This is a genomic window from Billgrantia zhangzhouensis (genome assembly GCF_021404465.1).
GTDB lineage: Bacteria > Pseudomonadota > Gammaproteobacteria > Pseudomonadales > Halomonadaceae > Halomonas > Halomonas zhangzhouensis.
Genome location: NZ_JABFTT010000011.1, coordinates 171,480 through 193,983 on the forward strand (window position 1 = coordinate 171,480; position 22,504 = coordinate 193,983).

Consider the following 22,504-nt stretch of genomic DNA (forward strand, 5'->3'; position numbering starts at 1 on the left):
TCCTCACCTATACCCCATAGGCTCCGGTTTCTGTGCGCTGTGCGCCTTGTTCTTCATCCCGCTCGCCAATTGATCAGCACATCCCTTGTTTGTTTCAAACTGGCTGCGCTGGCCCCGGGCCGCTGAACAACAACACCGACCGAGACCCCTCAAATGCAAGCTTACCTGCTGGAATTCGTCAATTTCATGCTGCGCTGGCTGCACGTCATCGCGGCCATCGCCTGGATCGGTGAGTCGATCTATTTCGTCATGCTGGACAACGGACTGCGTAAGCCCAAGGCAGCCGAGGATCGCGACAAGGGCGTGTTCGGCGAAATGTGGGCCGTGCACGGTGGCGGCTTCTATCATAATCAGAAGTACGCGACCGCACCTGCCAAGCTGCCCGAGGATCTCCATTGGTCGTTCTGGAAGTCCTATACCACCTGGCTCTCTGGCTTTGCCCTGTTCGTGTTGCTCTACATGACCAACCCGGGCTTCTATCTGGTCAATCCCAACAGTAGCTGGGAGTGGGCCGCCAACATGAGCGGCTGGCAGGCCAACGTGCTGGCGCTGGTGTTTCTGCTGGCGGGTTGGGTGATCTACAACGAGATGTGCAAGCGCATCAGCCCCAACATGGAGCGCGACGGAGTACTCAGCCTGGCCGTCGCCGTGCTGGTGATCGTAGTCGCTTACCTCAGCGTGCAGATGTTCTCAGGGCGTGCCGCTTTCCTGCTGACCGGTGCGGTCATGGCCACCGCCATGTCGGCCAACGTGTTCTTCTGGATCATTCCCGGCCAGCGGCGCATGGTCAACGCGATGAAGGCCGGCGAGCAGCCGAACCCGCTCGACGGCAAGCGTGGCAAGCAGCGCTCGGTGCACAACACCTACTTTACCCTGCCGGTGGTACTGCTGATGATCAGCAACCACTACTCGTTCGTGTACAACCACGAATACGCCTGGGTACTGATGTCGCTGTTCATCTTTGCCGGTGCGCTGATCCGCCAGTTCTTCGTGCTGATGCACATGGGCAAGATCCAGCCGGCCTACCCGGCGGCGGGCACGGCGCTGATCCTGGTTGTCTTCTGGCTGGCGATGCCCAATGGGCAGGCCACGACCGGTGGAGCGACCCTGGCGGATGCCGAGGGGCCCAGCTTCGAGGAGGTTCACGCCCTGATCGACCAGCACTGTGTGGCTTGTCATTCGCGTCAGCCGACCCAGCCGGGCTTCTCCGCGCCACCTGCCGGCATCGCCTACGACAGCGCGGACCAGGTTCGCGGGCAGAAGGCGCGCATCCAGCAGGTGGTGGGCAGCAAGTACATGCCGCTTGGCAACATGACCGGCATGACCGATGAGGAACGCGAGGTAATCGCCGCCTGGTCGGAGTAGTCACCCACCGTGAACCGCAGACGCCCCAGCCCGCTCTCGGCGGCGCTGGGGCGTCTTCATTGGTTCGATAGTTGATGGAGGTTGCGTATACAATGGCTACCAGTGTTGGCATGCGAGGAGGGGGATCATGAACCAGCGGCAGCGTCTGGCCGAAGCTGGCGATGCGGGCAAGGCCAAGCCCCGGCGCATGGGTAAGAATGGCGATGGTGCCGAACGGCATGAGGCGATCTACCGCACTATCAGCGATGCCATCATCGAACATCGTCTGCGCCCCGGCGCGCGCCTGCGCGAAGATGCCCTGGCCGAGGTATTCGGTATCAGTCGCACCGGCGTGCGCAAGATTCTCCAGCGCCTGGCGCTGGAGCAACTGGTGACCTTGACGCCGCGCCGCGGTGCCAGCGTCACCCGGCCCACCGCCGACGAAGCCAAGGACGTCTTCGATGCTCGCCAGATGGTGGAGTGCGGGCTGATGCCGGAAGTGGCTCGGTGCATCACTGCCGAGGACGTTCGCGAGCTGCGCGACATGGCCCGTCGCGAGCGCGAGGCGCTCAAGTCGGGCGAACAGAGCCGGGCAATCAAGCTCTCCGCCGCCTTCCATGAACGCCTGGCCCAGCTCTCGGGCAATGCCACTCTGGCGGCTTTCGTCGGTCAGCTCTGCTCGCGTTCGTCGTTGATCCTGGCGGTCTACGGCAGCTCCGGGCACCTGGGCTGCGAATCCCACGACCACGACGACCTGATCGGCTATCTCGAGGCACGCAACGGCGAGCGTGCCACGGCCTTCATGAGCCGTCACCTGAAGGCGATCGAGGCGTCACTATCGATCGTCGAAGAGGAGGCGGAAACCCCCGACCTGCATCGCATATTCGGAGCCTGAAGCGCGCCGTCAGGGTAACGGCGCTTTCCTGCATCACCACGGCATGGCGAGATTCAGCAGTGTTCCTTGGGGTGGGGTGAGGCGCATCAGCATGAACATTCCCTGGGCAATGGCGTACACCGTCGCGCCATAGAGCAGGGCCGTTATCCAGCGCATTCGGGCACAGCCGATGAGCAGCCAGGCCAGCAGCAGCAGTGTGGCCAGATTGAACCCTATCAGCCACATGGCGGCACCGTAGAGCAGAATGCCGCCGAGCACGGGCAGTTCCCGGCGGCTGGCGAGACTCACGCTACGCCCCCGGCGTCGTATCCTGACCAGCTGGCGGCCCAGGACGTAAAGGCTGAGCAGCAGCCCTGGCACGATGCCGAGGCTCGGCATCAGTCGCGCATTGGGGCGGTAGCCGAGCATTTCCACCAAGGCGTAGCCAAAAGCCACGGTCATCAGCAGTACCGTGATCAATACGACGCTGCTGTCGTGCCCCGGAAGTTCGCCTTCACCGGCGGTAGCTTCCGTCCGATGCCCCGTATCGTCCTCACCGCCGACTCGCCGCCGCAGTCTTCTTGCCACGTTTAACACTAGTGGAATCACGATCAGCGAGGCGATGATCAGTACGCCGGGGCGAGTCAGCCAAGTGAAGCCGTGGATCTGGGTGGTCAACCAGAAATATTGCTCCATGGGTGTGGCCAGGACGAAGCCGACCAGCACCGGCGCGCGTGGAATACCGGCATTCTTCATCAGCCAGCCGAGCAGGCCAAGCGCAAGGAGGGCGAGGATATCGCCGAAGGTTTGGGTGCCCTGGTAGGCGCCGGCCACCATGATCAGCAACAGCGGGGCGGCGATCAGGGCGAAGTTCACCCGAGTCAGCCGGGCGATGTAGGGTGTCACGGCGAAGCAGATCGCGGCCCCCATCACCGAGGCCAGCGCCACACTCCATACGATCATGTACATCAGATCCGGCGATTCGCTGACCATGCGCGGGCCGGGGTAGAAGCCGAACGAGAACAGCGCGCCGAGGAAAATGGCGGCAGCGGGGCCGCCCGGTACGCTGAACAGCATGGTGGGCACCAGGTCGGAAATTATCGTGGCGTTATTGGCTCCCTCGGCACTGGCCACGCCACGAATCTCGCCCTTGCCGAAGCGTCGCTTGTCCTTGGTGGAACTCATCGCATGACCGTAGGCGATCCAGGTGGAGGCGCTGGCACCTACCGCCGGGACGAAGCCGCCGAAGATACCGATCACCGAGGAGCGGCAGATCAGCCAGCGGCTGCGCCAGAATTCGTGGAAGCTATCCCCCCACTTTCCCAAGGGCGTCGGCTTGGTGGCGATGCCGCCGCCCGAGGCGACCATGCCGATCAGTTCGGCGACGGCAAACAGCCCCAGCGCCACGATGGGTAGCGAAAGGCCATCCATCAGGTAGGACTGGCCGAAGATGAAGCGATAGTTGGCGGCGGCCGGCGCGGCGCCGATCACTCCCAGTAGGATGCCGAAGCAGGCGGCCGTAAGCCCCACGGCAAGGTCCTTGCCGACCATGCTGGCGGCAAAGCAGAGTCCCACCAGGGCGAACATGAACAGCTCCGGCGTACCCAGTGCCAGCACCAGGGGGCCGGCGATGGGAATGGCTACGGAAAGGATCAGGGCGCCGCACAGGCCGCCTACCATCGACGCCAGAAAACCGACGCCGAGCGCCAGCGAGGCCTTGCCCTGCTTAGCCAGCGCGTGGCCCTCGATCGCGGTGGGCGCCGAGGCCGGTGACCCCGGAGCACCGAGTAGCACCGAGGTAATGGTGTCCGAGGTGTAGATCACCGAAATGGCCCCGAGCAGCATGGCCAGCCCGGCGTAGCCGTCCATCAGGTAGATGAACGGCAGCAGGATCGACACGGCGGCCACACCACCCAGTCCCGGCAGCATACCGAAGACCATCCCGGCCAGCATGCCGGCGAACAGCGCCAGCAGCCGCGCGGGTTGGAACAGGATGTCCAGGGCCGAAAGGATATTCTCGAGCACGTGGCGGTTTCCTATGCAGGATCATCGAGTGCGGCCAGCCGTGGCAACGGCTGGCCGTATCGGCACCGAGGCTACAGCTCGACGTCGTACTTGTCGGCGAGCAGGGTACGCAGGTAGTCGCGTACCTCATCGGAGGGTTGCAGGGCTTCACTCAGCGAATCGGTAACCGCTGATGCGGGTAGCAGGTCGTAGCCACCGATGGCTTCCTGGCTCCGTTCCTGATAGTCGGGGTCGGCGTTGATGGCGGCGATCGTTTCTTCGAAGATTTCGATGATTTCGTCCGGTGTGCCCTCAGGCAGGTAGGCGGTCAGGCCAAAGTTGAAAGTGGTAGCGCCAATGGCCTGGAAAGCGTCCCACTCCACGCCGGAAGGTGGCTCGCCGTTAATCTCCTCGTAAACTTCATAGACCGAGGGGTAGTCGGGAAATGCCAGGTCTCGGGCGCTGAGCACGCCGTCATCACCCACCGAGCCGCCGGCCATGATCGGCACCGCGGAGCCCGCTTCGACCATGTCCACTACCTGAGACATGTAGGCGGGTGTGAACTGGAAATCGACATTGGTTTCGCCGCGCTCGAAGGCCAGACGGGCCGGGCCGCGGCCGTCGAAGCCGAGTACCGTGCGCAGGTCGAGTTCCAGCAGGTCGAAGGCCAGCAGCACGGGAAGATCGCTGGCGGCGGCGGCGATACCGCCGTAGATGAGCGGCATATCCGGCGAATGCAGATCGGCTGGCGACTCGATGCCGGTATGCGGTGAGACGTAGATAACCGCCCCGAAGGGTAGGCTATAGGCGGGACGCATCGCGGCCAGATCGTACTCCACCGCATCCATGCCCAGTACGTAGGGGTTGGATGTGGAAGAGGTGGTGAACAGGATCGTCTCGCCATCGGGCTCGGCATTCTGCTGGAACCAGTTGGCGCCGAGAATCGAGCCGCCGCCCGGCCGGGTGCGCACGTTGACCTGGGGATTGCCCGGCAGATGCTTCTCCAGGAAGGGCTCGAGGAACTTGGCCGCCACGTAGGTGGCGCCACCCTCGCCGAACGGTACCACCATCTCGATGGACTTGCCGGCGTAGAAATCCTCGGCCATGGCGGGGGCGCTGGCTAGACCGGCGGCGGCGACCAGCAGGGCGGCAGCGAGGGTTTTCGGTTTGGTATCGGGAATGTTCATGGCGTGCTCCTGTGTTGTTGTCGCGCTCGTTGGCGCTTGTGGAACCTGGTGCCGTGCAGATGACGGGCCGCTCAGTCGCCGACCCGATTTTCCAATGCGCCCATGCCCTCGACCTCGATACGCACGATGTCGCCGGCCTGCAGGAACTTGGGCGGGTTGAAGCCAATGCCGACCCCGACTGGGGTGCCGGTCAGGATCACGTCACCCGGCTTGAGTTCGATGCCGGCCGAGAGCGTCTCGATCAGCGTCGGTACGTCGAAGATCAACTGATCCAGGCGGGCATCCTGGCGCAGCTCGCCGTTGACCCAGCATTTGATGGTGGCATCATCGCGGTCTACTTCGTCGGCGGTAACGATCCACGGCCCCATGGGACAAAGGCCGTCCAGCGACTTGCCGAGATGCCATTGCTTGTGTTGCTGCTGGAGATCGCGGGCGGTCACGTCGTTGGCGATGGTATAACCCCAGACATGATCGTAGGCGTTGGCCCGCTTGATGCTATGGCCCCCCTTGCCGATGATGACGGCGAATTCAGCTTCGTAGTCGAGCTGGCGGGTGACCTCGGCATGGCGGGGAATGTCGTCGCCATGGGCGATCAAGGTGTTGTAGGCCTTGGTGAAGATGATGGGAAACTTGGGTATCACGTCGTCGGCGGTCGTGCTGCTGTCGTAACCGGAGTGACTGAACTCGGCGGCATGCTCGAAGTAGTTCTTGCCGACGCAGAACATGTTGCGATGAGGGTGGATGGGCGGTTCGAGGCGCGCGGCATCGAGGGGGCGTCCTTCACCCTTGGGCACGATCCGGGCAGCCAGGGAGGCCCAGTCGCGCAGCAACTGCTGCATGTCGCCCTGGAACTCGGGCACCAGCTCGTTCAGTGGCCAGTAATGCTGGCCCGCAGCGTCGATCAAGGCGACGAGAGGCGGTTGGTCGGGCGCCGGTCGCAGCGTGGCGAATTTCATGACGATTGGCTCTCCATTGGTTTGTTTTTGGTTCTGTAATTGCCGAGGCTAGAAGCTGATTGGTACTAAATCAAGCTTGATTCTTTGTATTGGTGTACCAAATGGTCTAGATTCAGCAGAAATTGGATCCGCATGAAAGACATGAAAAAGGATGTCCAGTGAGCGAGAGGCCGATACGTGCTAATGACAACCGGGACTCACTGGCCGAGAACGGCATACGTTCGGATGGGGCCAGGGCCCTGGCGCGCTATGTACGGGCCGAGATCGCCAGCGGTCGCTTTCCTCCGGGTCATCGGCTGCCCACGGAGCGTGAGCTGAGCGATCGCTTCGGCGCCTCTCGCGGCGCGGTGAGGCGAGTGCTGGGGCACTTCAAGTCGCTCGGTGCAATCACCCAGGTGGTGGGTAGCGGCACTTTCGTCAGCGAGCGTGCCGCTGAGTCGCTCACCCCTAGCAGGGGCGAGTCTGACGCTGCCTCGGCATCGGCTGGGTCGCCGAGCGTGGGCAGCATGGCGAGGCAGGTGAGCCCGGCTCAGCTGATGGATGCCCGGATGTTGATCGAGCCGCAGATGGTGGCCTTGATCGTGCGCTTTGCCACGGCTGCCGATTTCGCGCGTATGGACGAGTGTCTCGAGCGCTCGGAGTCGGCCACCAGCATCGAAGCGTTCGAGCACTGGGACGGTGCCTTGCACCAGGCCTTTGCCGAAGCCACTCACAACAGCTTCTTCCTGCGCATTCTCGAATTGACCAACGCAGCGCGTGAAGAGGGCGAGTGGGGGCGGCTCAAGCGGATCTCCCTGACACCTGAACGCCGCAAGCGTTACGAGGCGCAGCACCGCGCCATCGTCGCGGTGCTGCGCGACCGCGATGAGCAGACCGCGCGCGTACTGCTAGAGGAACATCTGGGGGAAGTGAAGGCAAACCTGTTCGGGCGCGGCTGATGAACGAAACGCAAACCGCCGAACGCCTGGGCGTTCGGCGGTTTGCGTTTCTCTGTACGTTGTGGATGGTTCGATCAGGTGGCCGGTGCCACCGGCGCGGCGCGGTAGCTGTGCATGAGGCCGTAGTAGAACAGCCCGCCGAGTGCGGCGCCCATCATCCAGCCGTAGCCGTCGAGACCGGAGAGCGCCGGTACGACTACGGTGGAGATGGAGAACAGTGCGGCACCGCCGAATGCCATCAGCGCTCGGGTGTTCCAACCCTTCACGTAGTAATAGGCGGTACCCGGCTCGGAGGAGAACAGCTGCTGCATGTCGAGGTGCTGGCGCTTCACCAGGTAGTAGTCCACCACGATGATGCCGTAGAAGGGCGCGACGATTGCACCGAGCGCGTTGACGAAACCCGGCACGCCGATCTGGCTGATCAGCGAGACCCACAGCGCACCGACGAAGAAGGCCACCACGGCGGTGATCAGCCCGCCTACCTTGAAGCTGATCTTGCTGGGGAAGAGGTTGGCCAGGTCATAGGCGGGAGGGATGAAGTTGGCGACCAGATTGATGCCCACGGTGGCGGCGAAGAAGGTCAGCGCGGCGACGATGGTCAACGGCAGGGAGTCGACCCGCTCGACGATGTCGGCCGGGTTGGTCAGGGCATCGCCGAACAGCACCAGGGTGCCGGCGGTGATGATCAGCGCAATGAAGGAGAAGAAAGCCACGTTGAGCGGCAGCCCCAGCAGGTTGCCGAGCTTCATCTGGCGCTCGGTCCTGACGAAGCGGGTGAAGTCGCCAAAATTGATCACCACCGCGGCGAAGTAGGCCACCATGGTGCCGACGATGGCCAGGAATGCCGCCACGGCGCTGCCGCTACGCTCGCCATCGGCGCTGAAGATGGTTCCAATGGCTGGCAAGAGCTCACTGCCGGCCTGATACCAGACCACGATCATCAATGCCACCATCACCACGTAGACCAAGGGACCGGCCCAGTTGAGGAAGTGCTTGATGCGCTCGATGCCGGACCAGAAGATCGCAATCTGAAACAGCCAGACGATCACGAACGAGACCCAGGCCACCCCGGAAAGTCCGAGGAAGGTGGTTCCGTTGCCGGCGCCGAACAGCGCGACGATCAGCAGCGCCACTGCTGTGGAAGCGAAGTAGGTCTGCACGCCATACCAGAAGATGCCGATGATCGCGCGCAGCATGGCCGGCAGATTGGCGCCGCGTACGCCCATGCTGGCGCGTACCATCACCGGGAAGGGAATGCCGTACTTGACGCTGGGCTTGCCGGTCAGGTTGACCAGGAACATGACGATGAAGCCGGCGAGAATGATCGCTGCCATCACCGCCCAGCCGTTGAGGCCGTAGGTTAGGAACAGCGAGGCCGCCAGGGTATAGCCGAACAGGCTCTGGATGTCGTTGGACCAGACGTTGAAGATCTCGAAGGCCCCCCAGTTGCGGTCTTTGTGCTTCAGCGGGGCCAAGTCTTCGTTGTAGAGCGTCGGGTCGATGCGCTGAATGTCCAGCTCACTCTCTTTCATCGTCGTCACCGTTATCGTTGTGGTCGAGCGTCATCCCCGCCCACGGGGCGGGAATGCGTGTGTGGAGTCACTGGCGAAAGCGCTGGCACGGCGCCCAGTGCTGCATCAGCAGGTAGTAGGTCAGGCCGGCGGGGATCAGGCTGGCGTACCAGGAAACGGCGGAGAAGGTCAGTGCCGCCACGATGCCCACCGCGGTAGCGATGACCGCTGCGAGGTTGACGCCCTGGTAGGGGCCGCTCTCGTTATAGAGGTGGCCGAGGTCCAGCGTGCGGCGCCGAATCAGGTAGTAGTCGACCACCAGGATGGCGAAGATCGGGCCGAGGAAGGCAGAATAGGTCTGCACGAAGAGCTGCAGGCCGGCTGCGGAGTCGGGTTGTACCAGCTTCCAGGGGAACGTGGCGAAGGCCAGCAGGCCGACGATGACCGAGGAGGTGGTGAATTTCAGCTTGAACACGTCCATCAGCACGTAGGTCGGCGGCACCACGTTGTTGAGCACGTTGGTGGTGACCTGGGCGAAGGCGATGAACAGCAGCGTGGTCATCAGCAGCGGCGTGTTGTCCACCGCGTTGGCGAACACCTGGATGGGGTCGGCGGTGCCGGTGGCCTCGGAGACCATGTAGCCGATCAGGCCCATGAACAGCGTGCAGGGCAGGATCGACATAGCGTAAATGGTCGTGAGCAGGCCAGGGCCCGTGCCGCGCTTATGCTCGCGGGAATAGTCGCTGACATTGAGCATCATGGTGCTGTAGATGCCCAGGAACAGCATGGTGGCGCCCCAGAACGGCATGCCCCAGGAGCCTTCCATGGTTAGTAGGCTGGCCGAGAGCTCATCGCCATAGCGCTGCACCGTGGCATAGAACATATACATCAGCGAAACCAGAATGAAGGCACTGCCGATGTTCTCCAGCCATTTGATGCCCTGGAAGCCCATCACCGACAAGCCGATCTGCAGGAACTGGAAGGTGATGAAGTAGAACACCAGGTTGTCGAAGCCGAACAGGGTAGCCGAGACCATGTTCAGAGCCCCCGCGCCGATCCAGCTCTGGAAGCCATACCACACCACCGCTGGCACTGCCCGTACCAGGCCAGGCAAGCGGGTGCCGGCAAAGCCGAAGGCACTGCGCGCCTGCACCATGAAGGGAATGCCGTACTTGTAGCCGGCGGCACCGTTCAGGGCGAGTGCGATGCCGATCACGAAGCAGCCGATGGCGATGGCCAGGGTCGCCTGGATCAGGTTCAGCGTGCCCACCACGCTTGAACCCATGGCAAAGGTGCCGATCGACACGCAGCCACCGAACCAGGCCAGGAAGTAGGAGGTGCGCCCCATGATCCGTGTTTTCTGGGGCGCGAGGGATTCGTCGCCCAGGGCCTTGGAGACACTGGGCGCCGTCATGCCAGGATCCACGCTGGAATCCGCAGCCGCGCTATGGGGAGTGGGGTGTGGCATGGGTCTGTCCTCGCAAGTCGTTGCTCTGTGTTGTGGTTATGCCCGCTGCTGCTGTCGGGCTATGAGACATGACGTGCTTTCAAGTTGGTGTTGTTGTTATGGGATGCTGTTATGAGGCCAAGAGATCAGCGCTCCCTGGTCAGGTTCGAGTAGCCTTCGAAGCGTCCGGTAAAGGCTTTGGGACGAGGGAAGGCCAGGTCGCCATGCTTACTGGTACCGAGCCCCAGTCCGACGAGTGCCTCGGCCAGTTTCACTGCGGCCGTGACCCCCTCGATCATCGGCAGACCGACCTCGCGCGAGATGGTCTCGGTCAGGTCGGCCATCCCGCCGCAGCCAAGCACGATGGCGCCGATACCATCCTCGTCGCGGGCGCGATGGCACTCTTCGATGATGCGTGCCAGCGCCGAGGAACCGTCCTCCTCCAGGTCGAGCACCGGGATCTCGGCGGCGCGGACCCGGCGGCAGTGATGACGGAATCCGTACTGCTCCAACAGGTGTTCGGCGATGATGCCCGTGCGTGACAGGGTCGTGACCACCGAGAAGCGTGTGCTGATCAGGCTTGCCATATGGAAGGCCGCTTCGGCGATGCCGATGACCGGCGCGCGGGTCAGCTCGCGCGCGGCGAGCAGGCCGGGGTCACCGAAACAGGCGATCACGTAGGCATCGGTGGCGTCTTTCTCGCCATTCAACACTTCCTCCATGACCCCCACCGCGCTGATGGCCTCGTCGAAGTGCCCCTCGATGGAAACGGGGCCATCGGCCGGCTGGGTCGCCACGATCGTTGTACCGGGAGCCGCGATGCGTCGCGCTGCCTCGCCGATCTTGTGGGTCATGGCGACCGTGGTGTTGGGGTTGATGATGCGTAGGCGCATGCGAACTCCAAACTTTTCTTGTGAACAATAAAAAATATCTTTGTACACAAAATAGGCGTTGCACCACTTCGACGCAAGAATTTCATACGACCCTCGATGAATTGAGGTTTTTATATCAAATTCAATTGCTTGCCTGGATTTTTGTGCAAGAAGGGCCATGCATGGGTCATTAGACAAAGGTAGGGCAGGCGGGTAAGGGGAAAGGATGGCGACGATTTGTCGATAGAATTGTATACAATTAGGCTGGTAGCGTGTTGCCTGGCTGTTAGGTGCTTTCCCTATCAGCGCCAAGTCATGTTGAACAGCTCGCGTACACATCGTGTTCAAGGGTTGCAGATATCTTTAGTTTTTGTATACAAAGGTGGTGTGGCTGCCAGGTTGCTCGTAATGAAACAGGTCGGTTCTCAGGCAGTTGATACGAACAGAGCTCTTGCCATAACTGCCGGGGGCTAATAGTGGACAACCTGTTGCAACCTCAATGGATACAGTCTATTTTCTGTATTGTATACATATTGACGGGCAGGGCCGATTCAGCAGCATCAAGCCCATGCCCTGCCAGCAAGAACAAGAGGAATTGCCGATGAGCGATAGCCGTGACTATCCCCGTGACCTGATCGGTTACGGTCGGACCCCACCCCATGCCAATTGGCCGGGCCGGGCCAAGATCGCCGTACAATTCGTGCTCAACTACGAAGAGGGTGGGGAGAACTGCGTACTGCATGGCGACCCTGGCTCCGAGCAGTTCCTCTCCGAGATCATCGGGGCGGCTGCCTACCCTGACCGCCACCTCAGCATGGAGTCGATCTACGAGTACGGCTCGCGTGCGGGCGTGTGGCGCATCCTGCGCGAGTTCGAGCGTCGTGGCCTGCCGCTGACGGTGTTCGGCGTGGCCATGGCGCTGGAACGCCACCCCGAGGTAGCGCATGCCTTCAAGGAGCTGGGCCACGAGATCGCCTGTCATGGCTACCGCTGGATCCACTACCAGGAGGTGCCGGAGCACGTCGAGCGTGAACACCTGCAGCGTGCCATGGAGATCTTCCAGCGCCTCTACGGCGAGAAGCCGCTGGGCTGGTACACCGGGCGTGACAGCCCCAACACCCGGCGCCTGGTACTGGATGAGGGCGGCTTCCTCTACGACAGCGACTACTACGGTGACGACCTGCCGTTCTGGACCCGGGTGACCGACAGCCAGGGCAGCGAGCACGATCACCTGATCGTGCCCTATACCCTGGACAGCAACGACATGCGCTTCGCTGCTCCTCAAGGCTTCAACACCGCCGATCACTTCTTCACCTACCTGCGCGACGCCTTCGACGTGCTCTACGCCGAGGGCGAGGACTCACCCAAGATGCTTTCGGTGGGCATGCACTGCCGACTGCTCGGCCGCCCCGGTCGCTTCCGCGCCCTGCAGCGCTTCCTCGACCATATCGAGGCGCACGACCGGGTATGGGTCACCCGACGGGTGGACATCGCGCGGCATTGGGTGGAGCACCACCCGGCGCCATCAGCCGGTTGAGAGGGCGTGCCGATGCTGCCAAACGGAATGCCTCACCGCCCCACTGGGCTGGGCGGTGAGGCATTGGCAGGCAGTACCTCAGCCGACCCATTGCGTTGCCTGGGCGAAGGCGAGGAAGCACACCGCGATCGCTACCCAGACGCAGAACAGGGGAAAGAAGAATTTCACCCACTTCTGCCAGGGTACGCCGGCAATGGCCAGGGTGGCCATGAAGTAGCCCGAGGTGGGGAACAGGATGTTGCCGATGCCGTCGCCCAACTGGTAGGCAAGTACCGCGGTCTGGCGGGTCACGCCGATGATGTCGGAGAGTGGCGCCATGATCGGCATGGTCACCAAGGCCTGGCCGCTGCCGGAGGGCACCACGAAGTTGAAGGCCAACTGGGCGAAATACATGCCGATGGCCGACAGCAGGGTAGGCAATCCGCCGACCAGGTTGCCCAGGCCATAGACCAAGGTATCCATGATCTGGCCATCCTCGAGTACCACGGCCACGCCGCGGGCTACGCCGGCGATCATGGCGCCGACCAGCACGTCACGGAAGCCCTTGTTGAACGCTTCGCAGATGCTCTCGGTGGTCAGGCCGGCGATCAGGCCGACGACGATGCCCATGACGATGAACAGGCCCGCCATCTCCATCATGAACCAGCCCTGACGCAGCACGCCGTAGACCAGGACGCCGAAGAAGGCGAAGGTGGCGATGGTGGCCAGTTTCTGGCGGCCGTTGGCGAGCAGTGCACCTTCGTCGGTGGCATGCTGGTAAAGCGAGCATTTCTCGGCCTCGGTCTCGTCACCGTCCATCAGGCTCAGCCCGGGGTTGGCTTGCACCTGGCGCGCATAGCGCATCACGAAGTAGATGGCGGCGCCGAGTACAACGATGAAAGCCGCAGCGCGCAGGCCGACGCCGGAGTAGAGCGGCAGGTCGGACAGCTTCTGGCCCAGCCCGGTGTTGATCGGATTGAGAATACCGGTGGTGAAGCCCGCCGTAGTGGCGCACAAGGCCACGGCGGCGGCGGTCACCGAGTCGAAGCGCAGGGCGATCATCAGTGGCAGGATCACCGGCACGTAGACCAGGGCCAGCTCCTGGGTGCCGATAATGGTGGCGACCACGGCGAACACCGTCATCAGCACGGGGATCATCAGCAGGCTGCGGTTGGCGAAGCGGCGGCTGAGCTTGTCGACACCGATCTCGATGATGCCGGTGCGGCGCAGCACCATGAACATACCGCCGATCATGAAGGTGAAGAACACCACCTCGCCGGCACTCATCAGGCCTTTGGGGATCGCCAGCATGAAATCGACGATGCCAGTGGGGTTCGATGCCACATACTGGAAGGATTCGGCATCGATGGTGGTGCGGCCGTCGGGGCCTGGTATTCGCTCGAACTCACCGGCCGGGACGAAGTAGGTCGCTACCGCGGCAATGGCGATGAAGACGAACAGGATGACGTAGATATGCGGAATCTGCCAGTGACGCCGCTTGGCGTCGGTAGCCTGGGTCGTCTCGGAGGTTTGAGTCATGGGGATGCCTCGCGTTGTTGTTGGGGGTGTCGCTATAGTGGTGCGGCGCCGAGGTACCCCGGTCACGATAGGCGCCGCGGGGGGGAGTGGGCCGGGGAAGCTTGCCTGGGGCGGCCGTACGTCTCTTCCACGAGCAGGATGCGGCGTGAAGCGGTGACAATCGGCCAAGTAGGACGAGCGATGCCAGGCGGGAAGTTCCCCGTCTGAGCCTTGAACTGTGGGGGAGCTTTTCTTGCGCACGCAACAAACCGGCATGAAGCCGCACATCGGCCAGCGCATCTCGGCGCAGTATGCCGAGCTGACCACCCAGGAACAGCGGGTGGCCGGCTTCATTCTCGACCATTTCGATGATCTGGCAGTCTACAGCGCTGCCGATCTGGCTCGTCTGACTGGGGTTTCCAAGTCCACTGTCAGCCGGCTCTTCCGGCGTCTCGGCTTCGAGAGCTTTCAGGCCGTCAAGCGCCATGCCCGCGAACTGCGCAGCCGCGGCGTGCCCCTGGTGACCGAGCCTGCAGGCGTAGCCGGTAATGGAGAACGATTCAAACGCCACCACGAACGTGAACGGCAAAACCTGCGCAGCGCGCTGGAAGGTATCGAGCCGCGTGTCTTCGACGCCGTGGTGGAGAGGCTCAACGCTGCGCGCCGGGTCGTACTGATCGGTTTTCGTAACGGTTACCCGCTGGCACTCCATTTTCGTCAGCAACTGATCCAGGCCCGTAGTCTGGTCAGTGTCGCTCCCGAGCCGAATCAGTCGCTGGCCGAGGAGCTCGTGGGGCTGGGCGAGGACGACATGGTCGTGCTGTTCGGTTTTCGCCGCCGCCCCAGTCTGTTCGATGACTTGATCAACGAACTGGCCGCGATGCCTTGCCGGCTGTTGCTGATCGCCGATACCACGGCCAGTGGCTATGCAGAACAGGTGGACTGGTGGATGCAATGCCCCATCGACAGCGTTTCCGCCTTCGATAGTTATGCCAGCGCCATGAGCCTTATCAGCCTGCTTGCCAATGGGGTCCTGCATGACCGGCTCGCCGAGGGACGAGCCCGTATCGATGAAGTGAGCGAGCTCTACCAGCGGCTCGACGAACTCTCGCCCTGACGAGGCTTGCTCGCGCTTGGCGGCATCGACTCCGGAACCTGTTACCACCCCAGATACGCCTTGAGGGTCCATGGCTGGGCTCGACTCTTTGAGTGAAACGAAAGTTGCTAGACACCGTAACTCTGGGACGATAGTTTCACAAGATGGGCGGAGCCGGTTTTTTTGATCTATCTCTCAGCCTGAAACGCATATGAAGGATGACACCATGACGACAAGAAAGTACTACGCCCCCCACGGCGGTCACCCGCCCCAGACCCAACTGCTCTCCGACCGGGCGGTGTTCACCGAGGCCTACGCCTTCATTCCCAAGGGAGTGATGCGCGACATCGTGACTAGCAACCTGCCGTTCTGGGAGGCGACCCGGCTGTGGGTGTTGGCACGACCGCTCTCCGGCTTCGCCGAGACCTTCTCCCAATACATCATGGAGGTGGGGCCCGGCGGGGGCAGCGAACGCCCCGAGCTCGATCCCGCCGCCGAGGGTGTGCTGTTCGTGGTGGAAGGCGAGATGACCCTGACCATCGCCGGCGAGCGCCACGAGATGGTACCGGGCGGTTACGCCTACCTGCCGCCAGGCTGCCACTGGCAGCTGCGCAACGAATCCGATGCGCCGGTGCGCTTCCATTGGGTGCGCAAGGCCTACGAATACGTCGAGGGCATCGAGGTGCCGCAGGCCTTCGTGGTCAACGAGAACGACATCGAGCCCAACCCCATGCCGGGCACCGAAGGGCGCTGGGCCACCACCCGCTTCGTCGATCCCGACGACGTGCGCCACGACATGCACGTCAACATTGTCACCTTCCAGCCCGGTGCGGCTATCCCGTTTGACGAAACCCACGTCATGGAGCACGGCCTCTACGTGCTCGAGGGCAAGGCGGTCTATCACCTCAACCAGGATTGGGTCGAAGTCGAGGCCGGCGATTTCATGTGGCTGCGCGCCTTCTGTCCGCAGGCATGTTACGCCGGTGGCCCGGGGCCGTTCCGCTATTTGCTGTATAAAGACGTGAACCGCCACGCGGCGCTGCGCCTGGGCGCTCGCTGAGAGAGCAGAGCGCATCCGCGACCTAGGGGCTCCGGGGGGCAGCCCCGGCGATACGGGCTAACTGCCGACTGAACTCGAGGGGCTAACATGTTGGAACTCAAAGCTGAACCGCTGACGCCGGAGGCCTTCGCGCCCTTCGGCGACGTCATCGACACGCGCACGGCGGACTACTTTCACATCAACGCCGGACGCACCCGGCGCTACCATGATCTGGCCAAGGTCGAGACTCTGGGCGAGCAGGCGAGGGCGCTGATCAGCATCTTCGTCAGCCAACCCGTGTCGATCCCGTTGGAGCTCGATTTTCTCGAACGCCACCCCCAGGGCAGCCAGGCCTTCATGCCGCTGCACGAGGAACGCTTCGTGATCGTGGTGGCACCACCGGGCGATAGCATCGACTCAGCCGAGGTGCGTGCCTTCGTCACCGATGGCCGTCAGGGCGTGAACTACCGCGCCGGCACCTGGCACGCCATCCAGTCGGTGCTGGAGCGCGAAGGGGAGTTTCTGGTGGTGGATCGTGGCGGTGAAGGCAACAACTGCGACGAGTACCCGCTGGCGCTACGCATTACGCTCTGACGTCACCTCAGTAAGTAGAACTCAGGCTGCTGTTTTTGCCTGGGTTTTTTTTGTTTTTTGGATTTTATGAAAATATTTTCCAGTTTGTGTTGACGAACCAGGTTCCGGCTCCTAATCTCGGTATACAGAAATAATTTCCAAAAACAAAAGGCAGCCACTCACGGGAGGAACCGTCATGGCTCGTATGACCGCAGCAGAAGCCGCCGTTCACGTTCTCAGGAAGGAAGGCGTCGATGTCGCTTTCGGCGTGCCGGGTGCCGCCATTAACCCGTTCTACGCTGCCCTGCGCAAGGTCGGCGGTATCGATCACGTGCTGGCGCGCCACGTCGAGGGCGCCTCGCACATGGCCGAGGGCTACACCCGCACCAAGGCCGGCAACATCGGCGTGTGCATCGGCACCTCCGGCCCCGCCGGCACCGACATGATCACCGGGCTCTATTCGGCCAGCGCGGACTCCATCCCGATCCTGTGCATCACCGGCCAGGCGCCACGTTCCAGGCTGCACAAGGAGGACTTCCAGGCCGTCGACATCCAGGCCATCGCCGGGCCGGTGACCAAGTGGGCGATAACCGTGTTGGAGCCGGCGCAGGTGCCGCGCGCCTTCCAGCAGGCCTTTCAACTGATGCGCTCGTCGCGCCCGGGACCGGTGCTGATCGACCTGCCCATCGACGTGCAGATGAGCGAGATCGAGTTCGATCCGGATACCTACGAGCCGCTGCCGGCCTACAAGCCCAGCGCCTCCCGCGCCCAGATCGAGAAGGCCATGGCCATGCTCGACGAGGCGGAACGTCCGCTGATCGTCGCCGGCGGCGGCATCATCAACGCCGATGCCAGCGAGCTGCTCCAGGAGGTCGCCGAACTCACCGGCGTGCCGGTCATTCCCACGCTGATGGGGTGGGGCAGCATTGCCGACGACCACCCGCTGATGGCTGGCATGGTGGGGCTGCAGACCTCGCACCGCTACGGTAACGCCACGCTGCTCGAATCCGACTTCGTGATGGGCATCGGCAACCGCTGGGCCAACCGCCACACCGGCAATCTCGAGACCTATACCAAGGGGCGGAAATTCGTCCACGTCGACATCGAACCGACCCAGATCGGGCGCATCTTTGGCCCCGACTACGGCATCGTCTCCGATGCCAAGGCGGCGCTGGAGCTGTTCGTCGAGCTGGCCCGCGAGAGAAAGGCAGCAGGCACGCTCAAGGATCGCAGCGCCTGGGCCGAGTCGTGCCAGGAGCGCAAGCGCACCCTGCTGCGCAAGACCCACTTCGACGACGTGCCGGTGAAGCCGCAGCGGGTCTACGAGGAGATGAACAAGGTCTTCGGCAAGAACACCCGCTACGTCAGCACCATCGGCTTGTCGCAGATCGCCGGTGCTCAGTTTCTGCATGTGTACAAGCCACGCCACTGGATCAACTGCGGCCAGGCTGGCCCGCTGGGCTGGACCATTCCCGCCGCGCTCGGCGTATGCAAGGCTGACCCCGAAGCCGAGGTGGTGGCGCTCTCCGGCGACTACGACTTCCAGTTCATGGTCGAGGAGCTGGCCGCGGGCGCGCAGTTCAACCTGCCCTACATCCACGTGCTGGTGAACAACTCCTACCTGGGGCTGATCCGCCAGGCCCAGCGCGGCTTCGACATGGACTACTGCGTGCAGCTTTCGTTCGAGAACGTCAACTGCCCGGAGATCAACGAGTACGGCGTCGACCACGTCTCGGTGGTCGAAGGGCTCGGCTGCAAGGCGCTGCGCGTCACCCGGCCGGACGAGATCGTGCCCGCCCTCAAGGAAGCAAAGGAGTTGATGGCCCAGTTCCGGGTTCCGGTGGTGGTGGAGGTGATCCTCGAGCGGGTGACCAATATCTCCATGGGTACCGATCTCGACGCCATCAACGAGTTCGAGGCGCTGGCCGACGAGGGGGCGGATGCGCCGACCTCTATCGCCCAGCTCACCTAAAACCTGCGCACACAGGGGCGCTTGGGGCAGGCCGCAGAGGAGGTCCGACTCCAGGGAAGGAGTCGGTAGCGTACAGGGATGTATCCACAGCGCCTCCTCGCAGGCCTGTCGCAAGACAAGCCCCGAGCCATAACGTACGACCTAAGGAGTTCGACATGCCCAAGTTTGCCGCCAACCTCAGCATGCTGTTCGCCGAGGAGGACTTCCTCGACCGCTTCAAGGCCGCCGCCGAGGCTGGCTTCAAGGGCGTCGAGTATCTCTTCCCCTACGACTATTCCGCCGCCGAACTCAAGGCATGCCTCGACGAGCATGGCCTGACCCAGGTGCTGCACAACCTGCCGGCCGGCGACTGGGGCGCTGGTGAGCGTGGTATCGCCTGCCATCCGGATCGCGTCGAGGAGTTTCGTGCCGGTGTGGAAAAGGCCATCGACTACGCCACCGTGCTCGGCTGCAAGCAGGTCAACTGCCTGGCCGGTATCCAACCCCAAGGCGTGAGCCTGGAGCAGGCGCGGCGCACCCTGGTGGAGAACCTGCGCTACGCTGCCGAGAAGCTCGAGGCCGCCGGTATCCTGCTGCTCGCCGAGCCGATCAATACCCGCGACATTCCCGGCTTCTTCCTCAACCGCACCGAGCAGGCGCTGGCGATCTTCGATGAGGTGGGCAGCCCCAACCTCAAGCTGCAGTACGACATCTACCACATGCAGATCATGGAGGGTGACCTGGCGCCGACCATCGAGAAGCATCTGGGCCGCATCGCCCACGTGCAGTTGGCCGACAATCCGGGCCGTCATGAGCCGGGCAGCGGCGAGATTCATTACCCATTCCTGTTCGCCCATCTCGACCGGCTGGGCTACGACGGCTGGATCGGTTGCGAGTACAAGCCGGCCACGACTACCCAAGAAGGTCTGGGCTGGCTGGATCGGTGAAACGCTGTTGCGCTCGGCATCTCGGCCGCCGGCGGTGCTCGCAATCCTCATTGAGCACCCAGTCAACTCCGGTTGCTGCGCGCCGGCGGCGGCCAACCTGCCTTCGCTCACGACGCGTTTCAGAACGTTTGCCTACGATCACCACAAAGACAAGCTGAAAGGAGAAGCATCATGAGCAAGATCGGTTTCATTGGCCTTGGCATCATGGGCCGCCCCATGGCGGGGCATCTGCTGGATGCCGGCCACGAACTCGTCACCGTCAAGCGCGGCACGCTGGACGCCACCCTGGCCGAGAAGGGGATGCGCGAACTCGACAGCCCCCACGCCGTGGCCGAGCAGGTCGAGGTTGTCATCACCATGGTGCCGGACACCCCCGACGTCGAGCAGGTGCTGTTCGGCGAGGGCGGCGTCATTGAAGGGCTCAAGCCGGGCACCCTGGTGATCGACATGAGCTCCATCGCCCCCATTGCCACCCAGGGCTTCGCCAAGCGCATCCATGAGGCTGGCGGCGAATATGTCGACGCGCCGGTTTCCGGTGGCGAGGGCGGCGCCATCAACGCGGCGCTGACCATCATGGTGGGCGCCACCGAGGAGGGCTTCGAGCGTGCCCGGCCGATTCTCGAGGTGATGGGCAAGACTATCACCCATATTGGCGGCCACGGCGCCGGCCAGACCTGCAAGGTGGCCAACCAGATCGTCGTCGCGCTGACCATCGAGGCGGTGGCCGAAGGCCTGCTGTTCGCCTCGAAGGCGGGCGCCGACGTGGCCAAGGTGCGCGAATCGCTGCTCGGCGGACTGGCGCAATCGAAAATCCTCGACGTGCACGGCGAGCGCATGATCAAGCGTACCTTCGACCCGGGCTTCAAGATCAAGCTGCACCAGAAGGACCTCAACCTAGCCCTGGAAGGGGCGCGCAGCCTCAACCTGGCGCTGCCCGGCACTGCCAACGCCCAGCAGCTGTTCCAGGCCTGCGTCGCGCATGGCGGTGGGGAGTGGGATCATGCCGGTATCCTGCGCGCGCTGGAGGTGTTGGCCGATCATGAGGTGGGCAACTGAGCTGCGTACATTGAGGAGGCGCTATTCGGCCCGCCAGTCGCGCAGACGGTAGGCCAGGCTTCCCTGCGGTGGGCGTCGGGCCGTCGTCCACCAACCGGCCGTACCCCATGCGGCCTTGACCCGGCGGCGGGATTCCGAATTGTACCCGCCCGTCGCCGGGCTTTTTTCTCTCTTTGCCTGCTGCTACCGTCGAAGCCTGTCGCCAGTGAGGTGTATATCCATGACTCCCGATCTTCCTTCCCTCGACTCAACGACGGACGTGGCAGCATGGTTGCGCCAGCTCGCCGATGTTGCCGTGACTGCCGTGCATCCCGATACCCTGGTCGCCGACCTGCTACCCGACCCTCCTCCAGGGCGCACCGTGGTGGTGGGCGCCGGCAAGGCCGCTGCGGCCATGGCGGCCGCGCTGGAGCGCGCCTGGCAAGAGCGCTGTCCCGATGCGCCGCTCTCCGGGCTGGTCGTCACGCGCTACGGACATGGCGAGCCATGCGAGGTGATCGAAGTACTCGAAGCCTCTCACCCGATGCCCGACGGCCTGGGCGAGAAGGCGGCCCGGAGCATGCTTGAAGCCGTTATGGAACTGGGCGAGGACGACCGCGTGATCGCGCTGATCTCCGGCGGCGGCTCGGCGTTGATGACGCTGCCTGCCGAGGGCATCTCACTTGCCGACAAGCAGGCCATCAACCGCGAGCTGCTGCGCTGCGGGGCACCCATCGGCCAGATGAACACGGTGCGTCGCCACCTTTCGGCGATCAAGGGGGGGCGCCTGGCGGCGGCGGCGCATCCGGCCCAGGTGGTGACCTGGCTGATCTCCGACATCCCCGGCGACGTCGCCACGCAGATCGCCTCGGGGCCGACCCTGCCGGATCGCTCGACCCCGGCCGATGCCTTGGCGGTGCTGGAGCGCTATGGCATTGAGGTGCCCGCTCACGTGCGTCGCCATCTGGAGCAGGCTCAAGGAGCGCCATCGCCCGACGACGAAGCCTTCGAACGCGACGACAACGTCACCCTGGCGCGTGCCCGGGATGCGCTGGAGGCGGCCAGGGCTGCGGCCGAAGCGGCCGGCGTGACGGTGAAGGTGCTGGGCGACGACCTGGAGGGCGAGGCCCGCGAGCTGGGGCGTGCGCAGGCGCGCCTGGCGCTCGAGGCCCACGACGAGGTCGCTTCGCCATTGCTGATCCTCTCCGGTGGCGAGACCAGCGTCACCGTGCGCGGCGACGGCCGCGGCGGGCGCAACGTCGAATACTTGCTGGGACTGTTCGAGGCGCTGGAAGGTGCTGCGGGCATCCACGCCCTGGCCATCGATACCGATGGCATCGATGGCTCCGAAGACAATGCCGGCGCGCTGCTCTCGCCTGATGATTGGAACCGTGCCAAGGAGCAGGCCCTCGAACCGGCCCATTACCTGTCACGTAACGACGCGTATACTTTCTTCCAGGCATTGGATCGGCTGATCGTCACTGGGCCGACTCGAACCAATGTCAACGACTTCCGTGCCATTCTGGTCTTGCCGAGGACACCATGACGCTTCCGCCACACGCTCCCATTCACGAGCCCATCCGCCGCACCAAGATCGTTGCCACCTTGGGGCCGGCCAGCGATCGCGAGGGCGTGCTGGAGGCGATGATCCGCACCGGCGTCGACGTAGTACGCCTCAACTTCTCCCACGGCAGCG

General features: G+C 63.4%; 19 protein-coding genes. 12 read left to right on the forward strand and 7 right to left on the reverse strand.

Going from position 1 to position 22,504, the window contains the following annotated elements; translation table 11 throughout:
• Nucleotides 1-153: 153 nt before the first annotated feature.
• Nucleotides 154-1,365: a urate hydroxylase PuuD gene (locus HOP51_RS15205; RefSeq protein WP_234274755.1), complete on the forward strand. Its 1,212-nt coding sequence runs from the start codon at nucleotides 154-156 to the stop codon at nucleotides 1,363-1,365.
• A gap of 127 nt (nucleotides 1,366-1,492) precedes the next feature.
• Complete coding sequence (locus HOP51_RS15210) at nucleotides 1,493-2,239, forward strand: GntR family transcriptional regulator (RefSeq protein WP_407061814.1); 747 nt, start codon at nucleotides 1,493-1,495, stop codon at nucleotides 2,237-2,239.
• A gap of 33 nt (nucleotides 2,240-2,272) precedes the next feature.
• Here the strand turns inward: HOP51_RS15210 and HOP51_RS15215 are convergent, their stop codons facing one another.
• The 3 genes from HOP51_RS15215 to HOP51_RS15225 form a co-directional block, all read right to left on the reverse strand.
• A complete protein-coding gene (locus tag HOP51_RS15215; RefSeq protein WP_234274756.1) occupies nucleotides 2,273-4,243 on the reverse strand; it encodes a tripartite tricarboxylate transporter permease in 1,971 nt (656 codons plus the stop codon).
• Nucleotides 4,244-4,314: 71 nt separating this feature from the next.
• On the reverse strand, nucleotides 4,315-5,409 hold the full coding sequence (locus HOP51_RS15220) for a type 2 periplasmic-binding domain-containing protein (protein WP_234274757.1): 1,095 nt from the start codon (nucleotides 5,407-5,409) through the stop codon (nucleotides 4,315-4,317).
• A gap of 71 nt (nucleotides 5,410-5,480) precedes the next feature.
• Entirely contained in the window at nucleotides 5,481-6,365 is an 885-nt protein-coding gene (locus tag HOP51_RS15225; RefSeq protein ID WP_234274758.1) for a fumarylacetoacetate hydrolase family protein, read from the reverse strand.
• Between the two features lie 158 nt (nucleotides 6,366-6,523).
• Here HOP51_RS15225 and HOP51_RS15230 point away from each other — a divergent pair, with 158 nt between their 5' ends.
• On the forward strand, nucleotides 6,524-7,303 hold the full coding sequence (locus HOP51_RS15230; RefSeq protein WP_234274759.1) for a FadR/GntR family transcriptional regulator: 780 nt from the start codon (nucleotides 6,524-6,526) through the stop codon (nucleotides 7,301-7,303).
• A gap of 74 nt (nucleotides 7,304-7,377) precedes the next feature.
• On the opposite strand, the gene HOP51_RS15235 is transcribed toward HOP51_RS15230, so the two are convergent.
• From HOP51_RS15235 to HOP51_RS15245, 3 genes are all read right to left on the reverse strand, one after another.
• Nucleotides 7,378-8,835, reverse strand: a complete 1,458-nt coding sequence (locus HOP51_RS15235) for an NCS1 family nucleobase:cation symporter-1 (protein WP_234274760.1) — start codon at nucleotides 8,833-8,835, stop codon at nucleotides 7,378-7,380.
• A 67-nt stretch (nucleotides 8,836-8,902) separates the two neighbouring features.
• Nucleotides 8,903-10,228 carry an NCS1 family transporter gene (locus HOP51_RS15240; RefSeq protein WP_234274779.1) on the reverse strand — a complete coding sequence of 442 codons (1,326 nt, stop codon included), beginning with the start codon at nucleotides 10,226-10,228 and terminating at the stop codon, nucleotides 8,903-8,905.
• 179 nt (nucleotides 10,229-10,407) lie between these two features.
• Nucleotides 10,408-11,154: an aspartate/glutamate racemase family protein gene (locus tag HOP51_RS15245; protein WP_234274761.1), complete on the reverse strand. Its 747-nt coding sequence runs from the start codon at nucleotides 11,152-11,154 to the stop codon at nucleotides 10,408-10,410.
• 580 nt (nucleotides 11,155-11,734) lie between these two features.
• Here HOP51_RS15245 and puuE point away from each other — a divergent pair.
• Nucleotides 11,735-12,670 (forward strand): allantoinase PuuE, encoded by a 936-nt coding sequence (gene puuE / locus HOP51_RS15250; protein ID WP_234274762.1) that lies wholly within the window; start codon nucleotides 11,735-11,737, stop codon nucleotides 12,668-12,670.
• A gap of 78 nt (nucleotides 12,671-12,748) precedes the next feature.
• Here puuE and HOP51_RS15255 read toward each other — a convergent pair whose 3' ends face one another.
• A complete protein-coding gene (locus HOP51_RS15255; protein WP_234274763.1) occupies nucleotides 12,749-14,188 on the reverse strand; it encodes a YfcC family protein in 1,440 nt (479 codons plus the stop codon).
• A gap of 232 nt (nucleotides 14,189-14,420) precedes the next feature.
• Here HOP51_RS15255 and HOP51_RS15260 point away from each other — a divergent pair, with 232 nt between their 5' ends.
• From HOP51_RS15260 to HOP51_RS15295, 8 genes are all read left to right on the forward strand, one after another.
• A complete protein-coding gene (locus HOP51_RS15260) occupies nucleotides 14,421-15,284 on the forward strand; it encodes a MurR/RpiR family transcriptional regulator (protein ID WP_234274764.1) in 864 nt (287 codons plus the stop codon).
• Between the two features lie 205 nt (nucleotides 15,285-15,489).
• Nucleotides 15,490-16,323 carry a bifunctional allantoicase/(S)-ureidoglycine aminohydrolase gene (locus HOP51_RS15265; RefSeq protein WP_234274765.1) on the forward strand — a complete coding sequence of 278 codons (834 nt, stop codon included), beginning with the start codon at nucleotides 15,490-15,492 and terminating at the stop codon, nucleotides 16,321-16,323.
• 87 nt (nucleotides 16,324-16,410) lie between these two features.
• Nucleotides 16,411-16,896 carry an ureidoglycolate lyase gene (locus HOP51_RS15270; RefSeq protein WP_234274766.1) on the forward strand — a complete coding sequence of 162 codons (486 nt, stop codon included), beginning with the start codon at nucleotides 16,411-16,413 and terminating at the stop codon, nucleotides 16,894-16,896.
• 175 nt (nucleotides 16,897-17,071) lie between these two features.
• Nucleotides 17,072-18,847, forward strand: coding sequence for a glyoxylate carboligase (gcl, locus tag HOP51_RS15275; protein WP_234274767.1), 1,776 nt, complete (start codon nucleotides 17,072-17,074; stop codon nucleotides 18,845-18,847).
• A 155-nt stretch (nucleotides 18,848-19,002) separates the two neighbouring features.
• Complete coding sequence (gene hyi / locus HOP51_RS15280) at nucleotides 19,003-19,773, forward strand: hydroxypyruvate isomerase (protein WP_234274768.1); 771 nt, start codon at nucleotides 19,003-19,005, stop codon at nucleotides 19,771-19,773.
• A gap of 171 nt (nucleotides 19,774-19,944) precedes the next feature.
• Complete coding sequence (locus HOP51_RS15285) at nucleotides 19,945-20,829, forward strand: 2-hydroxy-3-oxopropionate reductase (RefSeq protein ID WP_234274769.1); 885 nt, start codon at nucleotides 19,945-19,947, stop codon at nucleotides 20,827-20,829.
• Nucleotides 20,830-21,049: 220 nt separating this feature from the next.
• Entirely contained in the window at nucleotides 21,050-22,354 is a 1,305-nt protein-coding gene (locus tag HOP51_RS15290; RefSeq protein ID WP_234274770.1) for a glycerate kinase type-2 family protein, read from the forward strand.
• The coding region (locus HOP51_RS15295) for a pyruvate kinase (RefSeq protein ID WP_234274780.1) at nucleotides 22,351-22,504 on the forward strand (154 nt) is incomplete at its 3' end. The genes HOP51_RS15290 and HOP51_RS15295, both read left to right, overlap by 4 nt.